At 68.9% G+C, this 14,536-nt stretch carries 12 protein-coding genes; 6 read left to right on the forward strand and 6 right to left on the reverse strand.

Going from position 1 to position 14,536, the window contains the following annotated elements; genetic code table 11:
• The first annotated feature begins 234 nt into the window (after nucleotides 1-234).
• Nucleotides 235-2,787 carry a penicillin acylase family protein gene (locus AC3WOH_RS13050; RefSeq protein WP_492229746.1) on the forward strand — a complete coding sequence of 851 codons (2,553 nt, stop codon included), beginning with the start codon at nucleotides 235-237 and terminating at the stop codon, nucleotides 2,785-2,787.
• Nucleotides 2,788-2,801: 14 nt separating this feature from the next.
• Nucleotides 2,802-3,812: an asparaginase gene (locus AC3WOH_RS13055; protein WP_492229747.1), complete on the forward strand. Its 1,011-nt coding sequence runs from the start codon at nucleotides 2,802-2,804 to the stop codon at nucleotides 3,810-3,812.
• Here the strand turns inward: AC3WOH_RS13055 and AC3WOH_RS13060 are convergent.
• Entirely contained in the window at nucleotides 3,801-4,541 is a 741-nt protein-coding gene (locus tag AC3WOH_RS13060) for a hypothetical protein (RefSeq protein ID WP_492229748.1), read from the reverse strand. The two genes, AC3WOH_RS13055 and AC3WOH_RS13060, sit on opposite strands and share 12 nt — an antisense overlap.
• Nucleotides 4,542-4,620: 79 nt before the next feature.
• Here AC3WOH_RS13060 and AC3WOH_RS13065 point away from each other — a divergent pair, with 79 nt between their 5' ends.
• Genes AC3WOH_RS13065 through AC3WOH_RS13075 form a run of 3 tightly spaced genes read left to right on the forward strand, consistent with a single transcriptional unit; the run spans nucleotide 4,621 to nucleotide 6,218 of the window.
• Complete coding sequence (locus AC3WOH_RS13065; RefSeq protein ID WP_492229749.1) at nucleotides 4,621-5,334, forward strand: hypothetical protein; 714 nt, start codon at nucleotides 4,621-4,623, stop codon at nucleotides 5,332-5,334.
• A gap of 60 nt (nucleotides 5,335-5,394) precedes the next feature.
• Complete coding sequence (locus tag AC3WOH_RS13070) at nucleotides 5,395-5,820, forward strand: OsmC family protein (protein WP_492229750.1); 426 nt, start codon at nucleotides 5,395-5,397, stop codon at nucleotides 5,818-5,820.
• On the forward strand, nucleotides 5,817-6,218 hold the full coding sequence (locus AC3WOH_RS13075; protein ID WP_492229751.1) for an OsmC family protein: 402 nt from the start codon (nucleotides 5,817-5,819) through the stop codon (nucleotides 6,216-6,218). The genes AC3WOH_RS13070 and AC3WOH_RS13075 overlap by 4 nt, the downstream gene beginning before the upstream one ends.
• A 31-nt stretch (nucleotides 6,219-6,249) precedes the next feature.
• On the opposite strand, the gene AC3WOH_RS13080 is transcribed toward AC3WOH_RS13075, so the two are convergent.
• The 5 genes from AC3WOH_RS13080 to AC3WOH_RS13100 all read right to left on the reverse strand — a co-directional run bounded on the left by AC3WOH_RS13080 (nucleotide 6,250) and on the right by AC3WOH_RS13100 (nucleotide 12,093).
• Nucleotides 6,250-7,524 carry an acyl-CoA dehydrogenase family protein gene (locus tag AC3WOH_RS13080; protein ID WP_492229752.1) on the reverse strand — a complete coding sequence of 425 codons (1,275 nt, stop codon included), beginning with the start codon at nucleotides 7,522-7,524 and terminating at the stop codon, nucleotides 6,250-6,252.
• Nucleotides 7,525-7,560: 36 nt separating this feature from the next.
• Nucleotides 7,561-8,646: a phosphotransferase gene (locus AC3WOH_RS13085; protein WP_492229753.1), complete on the reverse strand. Its 1,086-nt coding sequence runs from the start codon at nucleotides 8,644-8,646 to the stop codon at nucleotides 7,561-7,563.
• Nucleotides 8,647-8,755: 109 nt separating this feature from the next.
• A complete protein-coding gene (locus AC3WOH_RS13090; protein ID WP_492229754.1) occupies nucleotides 8,756-9,475 on the reverse strand; it encodes a Crp/Fnr family transcriptional regulator in 720 nt (239 codons plus the stop codon).
• Between the two features lie 281 nt (nucleotides 9,476-9,756).
• Nucleotides 9,757-10,536 (reverse strand): oxepin-CoA hydrolase, alternative type, encoded by a 780-nt coding sequence (locus tag AC3WOH_RS13095; RefSeq protein WP_492229756.1) that lies wholly within the window; start codon nucleotides 10,534-10,536, stop codon nucleotides 9,757-9,759.
• A gap of 33 nt (nucleotides 10,537-10,569) precedes the next feature.
• A complete protein-coding gene (locus tag AC3WOH_RS13100; RefSeq protein WP_492229758.1) occupies nucleotides 10,570-12,093 on the reverse strand; it encodes a 3-hydroxyacyl-CoA dehydrogenase in 1,524 nt (507 codons plus the stop codon).
• Between the two features lie 106 nt (nucleotides 12,094-12,199).
• On the opposite strand from AC3WOH_RS13100, the gene AC3WOH_RS13105 reads away from it, so the two are divergent.
• Entirely contained in the window at nucleotides 12,200-14,470 is a 2,271-nt protein-coding gene (locus AC3WOH_RS13105; protein WP_492229759.1) for a hypothetical protein, read from the forward strand.
• The last annotated feature ends 66 nt before the right edge of the window (nucleotides 14,471-14,536 follow it).

Genomic DNA, 14,536 nt, shown 5'->3' on the forward strand with positions numbered 1-14,536 from the left:
TCGCTGCGCGAGTCGGGAGGGGGACGCCCCCAGCGCAAGCGCTGGACACGCTGCCTTCGCGGCGGGGCGGCCCTTGCGCGGGGGCACTGGCTTGGGGTGCGCCAGTTGCCGAGGGCTGGGCTGGCGCGTAGCGTTGTCGAAAACCGGTATAAGGCCAATCTGAATTGGCGCAGCGCTGACACGTTCTGACACAATGCCCGGCGACTAGACCGAGACAAGACAGGACAGAACGATATGGCGTGGATCAAGAAGACGGCCGTGGCCCTGGTGGCCGGGGCTTTGCTGGTGGGGGCGGGGGCCGCCATCTATGTGCAGCGGACCTTTGCGGTGGTGGATGGCAAGCTCCAGGTGCCGGGCCTGGGCCAGGGGGTGAAGGTGCAGCGCGATGCGGCGGATGTCACCCATGTCAGTGCGCAAAGTCCGCAGGACGCCTGGTTTGCCGTGGGCTATGTGCACGCGCAGGAGCGCACCTGGCAGCTGGAGTTCAACCGCCGCGTGATGCACGGCCAGCTCTCCGAGGTGTTCGGCGAAGCCACGCTGGAGACCGACAAGCTCATGCGCTCGCTCGACGTCGTGGGCACTGCGCGCAAGCAGTACGCCGGGCTGCCCCTGTACGCGCGCGAGGCGCTGCAGGCCTACAGCCAGGGCATCCACGCCTTCCACAAGAACCGGCCGCAGGCCCTGCCACCCGAGTTCCTGGTGCTGGGCGCCAAGCCCGGCGGCGATACAGGCGCGGTGTGGGAGCCCGAGGACAGCGTGGGTTGGGCGCTGATGATGGCGCTGGACCTGGGCGGCAACTGGGGCAATGAGTTCGCGCGCCTGTCCGTGGCGCGCTCGCTCGATACCGAGCGCCTGTGGCAGTTGATGCCGCCGTACCCTGGCGAGCCGCCGGCTGCCACGGCCGACCTGGCCACCCTGTACCGGCACTGGGGTGTGTACCGCAGCGATGCCGCTGCGGCGGCGCCCAGCGCCGGCCTGGCGCGCGGTGCCGCGCTGCAGGCCAGAGGGCCCGATGCCGCAGCAGGGCAGGGCGGCAGCGCCTTCTCGCGCCAGGTCGGCGCCGGTATGCTGGCCTGGGCCGAGGAGTTCGCGCGCAACGCCGGCACCAACGAGGGCAAGGGCAGCAACAACTGGGTCGTCGCCGGATCGCGGACCGAAAGCGGCAAGCCGCTGCTGGCCAATGACCCGCACCTGTCACTGAGCGCGCCTGCCATCTGGTACTTTGCCGGCCTGAAGGCGCCGGCGGGCAAGGCATCCGATGGCTCGCCCATCGCTGCCATCGACGCCGTGGGTGCCACCTTGCCGGGCCTGCCCTTCGTGGTGCTGGGCCGCACGGCCCAGGTGGCCTGGGCCTTCACCAACACCAACCCGGATGTGCAGGACCTGTTCCTGGAGCAGATCAACCCTGCAGACCCTGCGCAGTACCGCACGCCCGAGGGCTGGGCGCCCTTCGAGGTGCGCAAGGAGGTGTTCCGCGTCAAGGGCAAGCCCGACGTGGAGCTGGCGCTGCGCAGCACGCGCCATGGCCCCGTGCTCAGCGATGCGCAGAAGTCGCATGCCGAGGTGCTGGACCTGCAGAAATACGTGCTGGCCCTGCGCTGGACCGCGCTGGACGCCGACAACCAGACCGTGCTGGCCGGCCTCATGGCCAACCAGGCGACGTCGGTGGAGAGCCTGTTCGCGGGTTTTGCGAGCTACCACTCGCCCATGCAGAGCGTGCTGGCGGCCGATGTGAGCGGGCGCATCCGCTTCCAGGCCATGGGCCGCGTGCCCGTGCGTGCGCCGGACAACGACATCCGCGGCGTGGCGCCTTCGCCCGGCTGGGATGCACGCTACGACTGGAAGGGCTGGCTGCCGCTGGACCAGACCCCGCAGGACGAGGGTGAAAAGGGCTGGATCGCCACCGCCAACCAGCGCGTGACGGCGCCTGGCTACCCGCACTACCTGACGCAGGACTGGGCGCTGCCCTACCGCTACGAGCGCATCGCCGAGCTGATCGAGGCCCGCCCCAAGCACACGGCCGCGAGCCTGCAGGCCATCCAGCTCGACACGGCGTCGCTGGCCGCACGCCACCTGCTGCCCTACCTGCAGCAGGCGCAGTCCAGCCACCCGCTGGCAGCCAAGGCCCAGGCCCTGCTCAAGGAGTTCGACGGCGTGATGGACGCGCGCCGCGCGGCGCCGCTGATCATGGCCGCGTGGACCGACGAACTGGTGCGTGGCCTGGTCGTTCCGCGCATCGGCGAGGCGCGCTTTGCCGCCACCTATGGCAAGCGCGACTACCGCGCCGGCCTGGAGGGCATGCTGGCACGCAACGATACCTGGTGGTGCCAGCCCTCCACCTGTGCCGAGCAGTCGGCTGCGGCCCTGGGCCGTGCGCTCGACCGCCTGCAGGCCGCCTACGGCGCCGAGCCTGCCGCCTGGCGCTGGGGCGATGCGCATCCGGCCGTGAGCGGCCACCGGCCCTTCGGCAATGTGGCAGCGCTGGCGCGGTACTTCGATGTGAGCGTGCCATCCAACGGCGACTCGTACACGGTCAACGTAGGCCAGTACAACCCAGGCGACGCCAAGGCGCCCTTTGCCAACCGCCATGCGGCATCGCTGCGCGCCATCTACGACCTAGCGGACCTGGAGCAGTCGACCTTCATCTACCAGACGGGGCAGAGCGGCCTGGTGTTCTCGCCACGCTACCGCGACATGGCCACGGCCTGGGCCGGTGCGGGCAACCGTCTGCTGCAGCGCGAGCCGGCGCGCTTCGCCCACTCCCTGACGCTTGCGCCTGCGCCTTGAGACAAAGGATTCCCATGGGTTTCGTACCGTTGATCGAAGTCACCCGGGGTGGCCTGGTCGAGTGCCAGCACTGGGGTGCAGTGGCCGTGGCCAACCGAGATGGCAAGCTGCTCGCCCAGGTGGGCGACCCGGAGGCGGTGGTGTTCACGCGCTCCACCATCAAGGCCTTCCAGGCGCTGCCCTTCATGCTCTCGGGCGGCGCCAAGGCCCTGGGCTGGGGGCCGGCCGACCTGGCGCTGCTGTGCGCCAGCCACAACGGCGAGCCTATGCACGTGGCCCAGGTCGAGCGCATGCTCGCCAGCGTGGACAAGGACTACCACGCGCTGCGTTGCGGCTGCCACCGGCCGCTGTTTGCCGAGCTGGGGCTCGGGTCGTTGCCTGCGGACTTCGCGCCCGACGAGCGCCACAACAACTGCAGCGGCAAGCATGCGGGCTTCGTGGCCTACTGTGTGCAGCAGGGGCTGCCGCTCGATGACCATCTGGACCCCGGCCATCCGCTGCAGGTGGCGATACGGGAGCGCGTGGCCCAGGCCGTGGGCCTGCAGCCGGGCGATCTGGCCGCCGGTACGGACGGTTGCTCCGCCCCCAATTACGCATTGCCGCTGGCGAATCTGGCGCGGGGCTATGCGCGCCTGGCTGGTGGTGCGCCGGACACCGAACTCGACGAGAGCCTCACGGCGCTGGTCGATGCCATGGTGGCGCGGCCCGAGCTGGGCTCGGGCACCGGGCGGCACGACCTCGACTTCATGCGTGTGGGTGGCGGGGATTGGGTCTCCAAGACCGGGGCCGATGGCGTGCAGGTGGTCGGCAGCCGCAGCCGGGGCGAGGCCTTTGCCTTGAAGGTCATGGACGGCAGCATGCTTGCGCAGGTGGCGGCCGCCGTGGAGGTGATGGACCAGCTCGGTTGGCTCAGCGAAGCGCAGCGCGAGGCGCTGGCGCCTCGGCGCTCGGCGCGCATCGTCAATGCCCGGGGGCGTGAGGTGGGAACGCGGCGGCCGGCGTTCCGGCTCGCTTCAGGACGGTAGCCGGGCCTGCGGGTAGGCCGCATCCGCCGCGGGGAAGAAGGCGGCGAACGGCTCCGAATCGGGCAGCACATAGACTACACCCGCCTCGCGCCCCAGCCAGGGCGCGATATGGCGGTTGTAGAACGCCGTGGGCGCATTCACGCAGCCATTGCTGATGCGCCGCTCGGCCAGCACCGGGCTGGCCAGGCGCTGCACGCGGCGCTCGACCGGGGCGCCGCGCACGCGGTGCAGCGATACGGCGGCCTCATAGTCGATCCACACGATGTCATGGCCCTGCAGGTTGCTGCCGGGCTCGCTCACGAAGCGGCCGGCCGGCGTGGTGCGCTCGTGCGGGCGAACCTGCGACAGCGGCTTCTGGCCGATGCCGGGTGCCGAGTGGTCGCCCAGGGCCGAACCCAGCAGCACCGGCGCGCTGCCGGCATGGTCCCCGCCGGGGCCGAACACATGGATGGTGGCCGCCGGCTTGTCGATCACGGCAAAGGGCATGCCCTGGTGGTTGCCTGTGGCGGCCACCCAGCGCACCAGGCGCTGTGCGTCCAGGCTGGCGCCGGCGCGCTCCCACGAAGCTGCAGCCCGTGCCGCAGGCGCCCAGGCTGCCGCGCCCAGCAACAGGCCGGCACTGGCCAGCAGGGTGCGGCGCCGCAGCAGGCCGGCCGGGATGGCCGGCTGCGCGGCCGAAACCGCCAAAATTTCACGAAGGACAGAATCGGTCGGGGCAAGCGTGGTCATGGTGCCCCCCAATCGTAGCGGTTTGTGCCAATAATGGCGCATCCGCGACTCCATCGAAGCCTTCGGGCTTGTGAACACCATGTTTGATCGCATCCGCCAGGCCTTTGCCGGAGCGCCGTCCGATGCCGCCGACGGCCTGTCCTCCAACCAGCCCGTGACCGGCCCGCAACTGGCACGCTGGATCGCCGACCAGCAGCTGTCCAGCGTGGCGCAGGCTGCGCCCGGCCATTTCGACGTGGGCGGCGAGATCCTGGGCCACCCCTGGCGGCTGGAGTGCGGTGCCTCCACGCGCGATTACATCCTGGGCCTGGAGCTGCGCGGACGCGCCGACGTGAAGGCCGACCCCGATGCCGCCGTGCTGGTGCTCAACCGCCCGCTGCGCGATGCGCTGGAGCGCCACGCCTACAACGCCATCACCGACAACCTGCAGACCAGCGTGGATGCGCGCATGCCCGAAGAGATGCGCTGGCTGTCCATGTTCGACGAGGTGTCCTGGCCCGAGCTGCCCAGCTCGTTCCGGCGCCATTTCGCGGTGGTGGCCGAGCGCAGCGAGCATGCCGAGCATTGGGTCCATGCGCACCTGGTGTCGGCTCTGCTCAATGCGGTGGAGGGCGAACAGGGGGCGTTGAGGTCCGAAACCCCCATGGTGCTGATGCTGGCGCGCGGCCATGTCTACCTGCGCACCGAACACACCCGGCGCACCCTGGCCGAGATTGCCCATGCGCGCACCGTGCTGGTGACGGCCGCCCAGGCGGCGGCGCAGAACCTGCCGGCACCGCCGCCGCAGACCTGACCCGGGTCTCCTATGATCGCAGGCCATCGGCGCATGGGCGCCGAGCTTGCGAGAACCTGAATGAGCACACCCTCTGTCCGCGCCATCGGCGGGACCATACCGTACACCGTGACCCTGGTCGATGAGGCCGGTCACACCTGGCTGGGCGACGAGCCTGCCGACCTGGGCGGCGCCGATGCCGGCCCGTCCCCGTTCCACCTGCTGCTTTCCAGCCTGGGCGCCTGCACCGTCATCACGCTGCAGATGTTTGCTGCGCGCAAGCAATGGCCCTTGTCGGGCGTGGAGGTGGCATTGCAGCTCAACCCCGGTGGCGCGCCCGCCAGCGGCACCGATATCACGCGCACCATCACCCTGTCGGGTGCTCTGAACGATGAGCAACGCCAGCGCCTGCTGCAGGTGGCCAATGCCTGCCCGGTGCACAAGCTGCTGACCGGCGAGGTGCGCATTGCCTCGTCGCTCGCTGCATCCCAAGGGGCACAGGCATGACGAAAATCGCATCGGCCTCGGTGGTGTCGGGCGACGCCAACTACGTCCACAAGGTCCGCGCGGGCCATTTCGATCTCGTCACGGACGAGCCGAAGGCGCTGGGCGGGCAAGGGCAGGGCCCGGCGCCGTTCGACTACTACCTAGCGGCCCTGTCGGCCTGCACGGCCATCACGCTGCGCATGTATGCCGAGCGCAAGGGCTGGAACCTCGGCGAGTTCCGGGCCGAGCTGGCCTTGACCAGGGACGAGGAAGGCCGGCTGCACATCCACCGCGTGTTGCATTCGGACCAGGCGCTGAGCGACACGCAGTGGGAGCGCCTGCTGGAAGTGGTGGTCAACACGCCGGTGACCAAGGCCCTGCGCGAAGGGGCCGAGATCACCAGCGAACGGGGGCGCTGACCGGGGCATCCCCCGGGGCCGGGGACTGGCTTCAACTGCCGCGCGTCACGGGCACGCCGGCATCGCGGCCGTAGGCACCGTACTTGCCCAGCTCCCACTTGGCGATGGCATTGCGGTGCACCTCGTCCGGGCCGTCGGCAAAGCGCAGGGTGCGCGCGCCGGCGTAGGCATACGCCAGCGGGAAGTCGTCGCACATGCCGCCGCCACCATGCACCTGCATGGCCCAGTCGATCACCTGGCAGGCCATGCTCGGGGCCACGACCTTGATCATCGCGATCTCGGTCTTGGCCACCTTGTTGCCGGCCACGTCCATGAGCCACGCGGCCTTCAGGGTCAGCAAACGGGCCATGTCGATCTTGCAGCGGGCTTCGGCAATGCGCTCCTGCGTCACGGTCTGCTGGGCCACGCTCTTTCCGAAGGCCACGCGCGAGGAGGCGCGCTTGCACATCAGCTCCAGCGCGCGTTCGGCCAGACCGATCAGGCGCATGCAGTGGTGGATGCGGCCGGGGCCCAGGCGACCCTGAGCGATCTCGAAGCCGCGGCCCTCGCCCAAGAGGATGTTGGAGACCGGCACGCGCACGTTGTCGAAGGTCATCTCCACATGGCCGTGGGGCGCATCGTCGTAGCCGAACACGTTGAGCGGGCGGATGATGTTGATGCCCTTGGCATCGGCCGGTACCAGCACCATGCTCTGCTGCGAGTGCTTGGGGGCTTCGGGGTCGGTCTTGCCCATGGTAATGAACACGGCGCAGCGCGGGTCGGCCGCGCCAGAGATCCACCACTTGCGGCCGTTGATCACGTATTCGTCGCCCTGGCGCTCGATGCGGGTCTCGATGTTGGTGGCGTCGCTCGAAGCCACCTCGGGTTCGGTCATGGCGAAGGCCGAGCGGATCTTGCCTTCCAGCAGCGGCTTGAGCCAGCGCGCCTTGTTGGCCTCGTCGCCATAGCGGGCAATGGTCTCCATGTTGCCCGTGTCGGGTGCGGAGCAGTTGAACACCTCGCTGGCCCATGGCACGCGGCCCATGACCTCGGCCAGGGGGGCGTATTCCTGGTTGGTCAGGCCCGCACCTTCGTAGCCCGATGCGGCCGCGCTGTCCACCGGCAGGAACAGGTTCCACAAGCCGGCGGCCTGGGCCTTGGGTTTCAGGTTCTCGATGGTGGACAGGGCCGACCAGCGCTTGCCCGCGGCCGTGTTCGCGGCCAGTTCATTCTTGTACGCAGCCTCGTTGGGATAGATGTGCTCGTCCATGAACTGCAGCAGCTTGGCCTGCAGGTCCTTGGTCTTGGGGGAGTAGTCAAAGTCCATGGGGGTCTCCGTTGGGTAATTTCTGTGGGTGGGTGCTCAGCTGCGCTGGGCAAAGGACCAGGCCAGTTGTGCCATGGGGCGCGCTGTGTCGCCCGAGGCCTTGGCCTGGGCGCTGGAGGCCGTGCCGGCCTCCACGCGCTTGGCGATGCCCTGCAGGATGGCGGCGATGCGGAACATGTTGTAGGCCAGGTAGAAGTTCCAGTCGGCGCGCAATGCCTCGGGCGTGGCGATGCCGGTGCGCTCGCAGTACATGCGGATGTAGCGGTCCTCGTCGGGGATGCCCAGGGCCGCGATGTCCTGGCCCGCGATGCCGCGGCCCATGGCGGCGGGGATGTGCCAGCTCATGCAGTGGTAGCTGAAGTCGGCCAGCGGGTGGCCCAGGGTGGACAGTTCCCAGTCGAGCACGGCGATCACGCGTGGCTCGGTGGGGTGGAACATCAGGTTGTCCAGGCGGTAGTCGCCGTGCACGATGGAGACTTGGCTCTCATCGCGCGCGCTGGCCGGCATGTGCGCGGGCAGCCACTCCATGAGCTTGTCCATCTCGGGGATGGGCTGGGTGATGGAGGCCACGTACTGCTTGCTCCAGCGGCCGATCTGGCGCTCGAAGTAGTTGCCGGGCTTGCCGTAGTTGGCCAGGCCGCGCTCGGCGAACTTCACGCTGTGCAGCGCGGCGATCACGCGGTTCATTTCGTTGTAGATGTCACCGCGCTCGGCCGGCGTCATGCCGGGCAGGGACTGGTCCCACAGCACGCGGCCCTGCATGCATTCCATGATGTAGAAGGCGCGGCCAATGACCGATTCATCCTCGCACAGCACATGCATGCGCGGCACGGGCACATCGGTGCCGGCCAAGCCGCTCATCACCGCGAATTCGCGCTCCACGGCGTGGGCCGAGGGCAGCAGCTTGGCCACTGGGCCGGGTTTGGCACGCATCACGTAGCTGGCCTTGGGCGTGACGAGCTTGTAGGTGGGGTTGGACTGCCCGCCCTTGAACATCTCCACGGTCATGGGGCCCTCGAAGCCCTCCATGTGGGTGCTCAGCCAGGTGGTGAGGGCGGCGACGTCGAAGGCATGCTGCTCGGACACCGCGCGGGTGCCGACAAAGTGGTCAAAATTGCTCATGGGTGCTGGGTCCTCACACTGGTGGTGGCAGCGTGCTTGTCTCGCCCCGCCGTGGTCGGCAGGTGTTGGGGAATGGCGGCGCCGGGGCAGGCCCCGGGCCGGGATGTCGTCAGGTATCGGCTTCGGCGATGCGCATCAGTGCATCGCGGTCGCGTATCACCAGGCCGCCCGGTTCGATGCGGATGGCGTCCTCGCGCTCCATGGACTTGAGCTCCTGGTTCACGCGCTGGCGTGATGCGCCCAAGAGCTGCGCCAGTTCTTCCTGCGCCAGCTGCAGGCCGATGCGCATCTCGCTGCCGTCCGACAGGCTGGGCACGCCATAGCTGCGCACCAGGTGCACCAGCTGCTTGGCCAGGCGCGAGCGCAGGGGCAGGGTGTTGAGGTCTTCCACCAGCCCGAACAGCTGGCGGATGCGCCGTGCATGCAGGCGCAGCATGGCTTCGTACAGCTCGGTATGGGCGGCCAGGATCTTTCTGAAGTCGGCCTTGGCCACGCACAGGATGGTGGTATCGCCATGCGCATAGGCGTCGTGCGTGCGCCGGTCCCCGTCGAAGATCGCCACGTCGCCGAACCAGATGCCCGGCTCCACGTAGGTCAGCGTGATCTGCTTGCCCGAGATAGAGGTGGAGCTCACGCGCACCGCACCGCGCGCGCAGGCAATCCACTCCTCGGGCGGGTCCCCGCGGGCGGCGATCAGGCCGCCATCCTTGAAGCGTTTGACGTAGGCACATCGGAGGATGTCGTGGCGTAGCGAAGGTGAGAGGGAAGAAAACCAGCGACCAGAGTTGATCGCTTCACGTTCTTCGATGGTAAGAATCGGGTCGTCCATGGCCTGTCTTTTGCGTGACTGGAAACAGGCCCATTGTCGCGTGAGGGACCGGCGCCTTGCGTCAGGGTTGTCACCTGAGCGTCTTGCCCGTGCGCCGCGCTGGCAGGCAGAAACGCCAACGGCCCTGCGAGAGGGCCGTTGGCGTGTGTGTCGAGGGTGGCGAGGCTTGGAGCGGCTCACAAAACTCAGTGAAGCGGTTCTGGCTAGGCGCTGCGTCGCAGGCAGTACGAGCAGTACGACAAGACGCCGCAACGACGCCAGAAGAGTTTTGTTAGCCGCTCTTACTCGTACTTCGGTGTCTGCTTGTCCAGGAAGGCGGAGATGCCGATGCCCCCGTTGGCATGGTGAAGGTTGTTCACGAAGTGGTCGCGTTCGCTGGCCAGGTGCTGCGTGAGGTGGTTGCCAGGGGCTTCGTTCAGCAGTTCCTTGATGCTGGCCAGGGCGTTGGGCGCGCGGCCGTTCAGCCGCTCGGCCAGGGCCAGGGCGGCTTCCAGGGCGCTGCCCGGGTCGGCCAACTGGTTGACCACGCCCAGGGCGTGCAGGCGCTCGGACGGGATGCGGTCGCCGCACATCAGGATCTCGGTCGCGATCTGGCGCGGCAGGGCCTGCGCCAGGCTCCAGCTGGCGCCGCCGTCGGGCGACAGGGCGACATTGCTGTAGGCCATCACGAACACCGCATTGCGCGCGGCCACCACCATGTCGCAGGCCAGGGCCAACGAGAAACCCGCGCCCGCTGCCGCACCCTCCACCGCCGCGATGATGGGCTTGGGGTAGGTGCGCACCATCTCGATCCAGTTGTGCAGGCCTTCGATGCTCTGCGCCTGCACCTCGCGCGCCTCCTGGCGGTTGCCCAGCAGGCGCTGCAGGTTGCCGCCCGCGCAGAACATGTTGTCCGAACCGGTGATCACCACGCTGCGGATGTCGGGGCTGTTCTCGGCCACGCTCAGCGCCTCCACGCCGGCAGCGTAGATGGCCGGCTCGATGGCGTTGCGCCGCTCCGGGTTGTGGATGGTCAGCACGAGGGTCTTTCCCTGGCTGGTGCTCTTGAGTTCTGCAGGCATCTTGTCTCCGGGTTCTTTCTTTTTAGCGGGGGCTCAGGCTTCTTCGACGTGGGTCAGGCTCAGGCCAATGGCGCCGCGCCGGCGCAGCCAGGGGCTGGGGCGGTAGCGCGTGTCGCCGTACACCGTCTGCATGTTGAACAGCACTTCCAGCACATTGGTCGGGCCCCAGCGGTCGCCCATGGCCAGCGGGCCAAGGGGGTAGCCCAGGCCCAGCGTCACAGCCGTTTCCAGGTCCCGCGGGCTGCAGATGCCTTGCTGGCAGATGTCGCTGGCGATATTGACGATGGTGGCCACCACGCGCTGCGTGACGAAGCCGCCGCTGTCGCGGATCACGCTCACCGGCTTGCCGTCGCGCGCGAAGAGGGCGTGCGCGGCGTTGCGGATGTCCACGCGCGTGGCCGGGTTGGTGGCCAGCACGCGGCGCTTGGTGGCGGCTTCTTCGACCAGCATGTCGATGCCGATGGTGCGCGCCGGGTCCAGCCGCTCCACCACGGCCACGGTGGTCACGTCAAAGCCCAGGGGCGCCACCAGGGTGATGGCGTTGGGCGAGGGCGAGGTGCCGGTCTCGATGGTGGCGCCCAGGTCCTTGAGCAACTGGTACAGCTCGGCGCGGCGCGCGGCGCGCGGCGACACCCAGACGGGCGGGATCTGGTCCACCACGGGCACCGGGGGCTCGGCAGGCACCTGGGCGGTGCCGTTCTCATAGCGGTAGAAGCCTTCGCCCACCTTCTTGCCCACCACGCCGCCGGCCAGGCGCTGCGCGGTGATCACGCTGGGGCGGTAGCGCGGCTCGTCGTAGTACTGCTGGTAGATGGATTCCATCACCGGGTGCGACACGTCGAGTGCCGTGAGGTCCATGAGCTCGAAGGGCCCGAGCTTGAAGCCCACCTGGTCGCGCAGGATGCGGTCGATGGTGGCGAAGTCGGCCACGCCCTCGCCCACGATGCGCAGGGCCTCGGTGCCATAGCCGCGCCCGGCGTGGTTGACGATGAAGCCGGGGGTGTCCTGCGCCAGCACGGGCGTGTGGCCCATCTGCCGGGCGTACTCGGACAGGGCGGTGCAGACGGCCGGCTCGGTCTTGAGCCCGGCGATCACTTCCACCACCTTCATGAGCGGCACGGGGTTGAAGAAGTGGAAACCCGCCAGGCGCCCGGGGCGCTGCATGCCGGCAGCGATGGAGGTGACCGACAGCGACGAAGTGTTGGTGGCCAGCACCGTGTCGGGGCCCACCACCTTCTCGAGGTCGGCGAACAGGCCGCGCTTGACGTCCAGGCGCTCGACGATGGCCTCGACCACCAAGTCGCAGTGCGCCAGGCCCGCAGAATTGTCAACGATGTGCAATTGCGCAGACCAGGCCGCAGCCTGCTCTGCAGAAATGCGATTTTTTCCTACGAGTTTTTGCCATTGGTCGTGGATACTGTCTTTGGCGGCAAGGGCTGCACCGGCCTGGGTGTCGAGCAGGTGGACCTGGCTGCCCGCCTGGGCGGCGATCTGTGCGATGCCCCGGCCCATGGCGCCCGAACCCACGATGCCGACGTTGAGAAACTGAATTTTCATAGCGCCATTATGGCTGTGGACATGCCCGCGCACTTATGTGCAAGAATGGGACGCGCTCAAAACAGAAATTATTGTGAAACTCCGTAACACCATTTTGGGAGCCGGTTTGTGGGTTGTTGCCCTGGGCGCTTCGGCGCTTTCGCTGGGCAGCGGTCGGGGTGCCGCGGTGATCGGCTCGCCGGTCGATCTGAGCTTCGACATCCAGCCAGACCAGGGTTCTGACGTCGCGTCGTCATGTATCGGAGCCACCCTGGTCGCGGGCGATACGCCTGTCAGCCCCTCCCGGGTGCGCGTGACGCCCCAGCCCGCATCGGCCGGGCGCGCCGCCTCCGTGCGCGTGCAGACCACCTCGGTGATTGACGAGCCGGTGTTGACCGTCACGCTCACCGCCGGGTGCACGGGCAAGGTGACGCGCAACTATACCTTTCTTGCCGACCCCCCTGGGCGAGTCCCTCCTGCCGCCGCTGCGCAGGCCGGGGCCTTGCCGGTGGTGCCCCCCGTTGCGGTGGGCGGCACCGGTGCCGCGGCATCGGGCTTGGCCGAGCCTTCTTCCTCCCCAGATCGCAGCGCGGCCGGGGCGCCAGCCCGTGGCGCCGCCGCTGCAGCACGCCGGCAGGCGCCCGCCAGTGCCGCGCCCGCTGCGGAGCGCGCATCGCGTGCGGCCGCAGCAGCACCGGCACGCAGCAATGCGCGCGTGATTGCCAATGCACAGGCTCCTGCCCCCGCCGCCGGCCCGCGCCTGGTGCTGGAGCCGCTGGACCTGTGGCTGGAAAGCCCGGTGGCCCTGCGTGCCACGACGCAGTTGCTGTCCACCCCGGCGGAGGAGTCGTCGCCCCAGCGTGCCGAAGCGGCCGCCGCCTGGAAGGCCTTGAACGCCACCCCGGAAAGCCTGGCGCAGGATGCCGAGCGCCTGCGCGTGCTGGAGGCCGAGGCCAAGGCCGTGAAGGCAGGCTCGGCCCAGCAACTCGCCACCACGCAGCAATTGCAGCAGCAGCTTGACGAGGCCCAGGAGCGCTTTCCGGCCACGGTCGTCTATGTGCTGGGGGCTTTGCTGGCATTGGCGCTGGGCCTGTTGGCCTGGGTCTGGCAGCGCGCCAGCCGCCAGACCGCGTTGTCCGAGAAATCGTGGCGCGAGTCGGTCAAGGTCAGCGCGGTCGACTCCAGCGCGCCCACGGCAGGGCAGGTCGATCCCGGATGGGAGCCGCTCGAAACCCTGCCCGTCCCGTCGGTGAAGGGCGATCTGCGGGCACCTTCCGGCAGCGCTCCCCTGTTCAAGGATGCCAAGCCGGCCTCCGGGCCGGCACCCCTGTACGCGGCGCCGACGGCGGTGGCCGCAGCCGCCGCGCGGGTGCCGGCGCCTGCCCCGGTCAAGCCGGCAGCCCCCGCGATGGAGCCGGCCCGGGCGCTGAAGATCGTCAACCCCGACGATGTGTTCGACATCCAGCAGCAGGCCGAGTTCTTTGTCTCGGTGGGCGAGCACAACCAGGCCGTGGAAGTGCTGCGCAAGCACATCGTGGACCACAAGGAGACCACGCCGGTGGCTTACCTGGAACTGCTGCGCCTGTTCCACACGCTGAGCCGCGCCGAAGACTTCATGCAGCTGCGCTCGCAGTTCATGCGCTACTTCAACGCCAAGGTACCCGAGTTTTCGGCCTTCAACCGCCAGGGCCGACCGCTGGACCGCTACCCCGACGCGCTGGCCGAGATCGAGGCCGAGTGGAGCTCGCCGAACGTGCTGCACACGCTGGACAAGTTCCTGTTCCACCGCCCAGGCAACCAGGCGGCAGAGCCCTTTGACCTGGCAGCCTACGACGACCTGCTGCTGCTGCTGGGCATTGCGCAGACCACGCCACCGAGCCAGCGCGGGGCGCCGCCCCCCCGCAAGCGCACCACGCCCGTGGAGGAGTCATTCGATGCGGCGGTCGAGAGGGGCCTGGGCGTGCAATTCCGCTCGCCGCTGGACGATACGGAGCCTGACTTCCCGCTCGACTCGCTGGCCGCCAGCCTGGAGTTCGACTTCGGCAGCACCGAGCCCTCATCGTCCGCACCAGCCCCGGTGGCCCGGCAGTCCGGCCCGGCTGAACTGAGCCTGGAGCCCACATCGGGCATGGCCCCCATCGCTGGCGTGTCCTCGGCTCCGGCCCCGCTGGGCTCGGCGCTGCCGCGCAACCCGCCTGCGACCTACACCAAGTCCTCGGTGAACCTGGACGTGGACCTGTCCGAGCCCCTGCACCTCACGTTGAGCGACCTGCCGCCCGTGCCGGTCACGCCCCCGCCGCCTCCCGGCCAGGCCGTGGGCTTCGGCGCCGAGAACGACCTCATGGAGCTGCGCCTGGAGCTGGAGCAGCGCCAGGACGAGCACGGACGCAAGAAGTAGAAAAGGAAACAGGCCCTCCTCAGGGCCTGTTTTCTTTCAGGGCTGCCGGCCGGCGGACTCGGCGGC

It is taken from the genome of Acidovorax sp. FW305-C-20-28 (assembly GCF_058783375.1).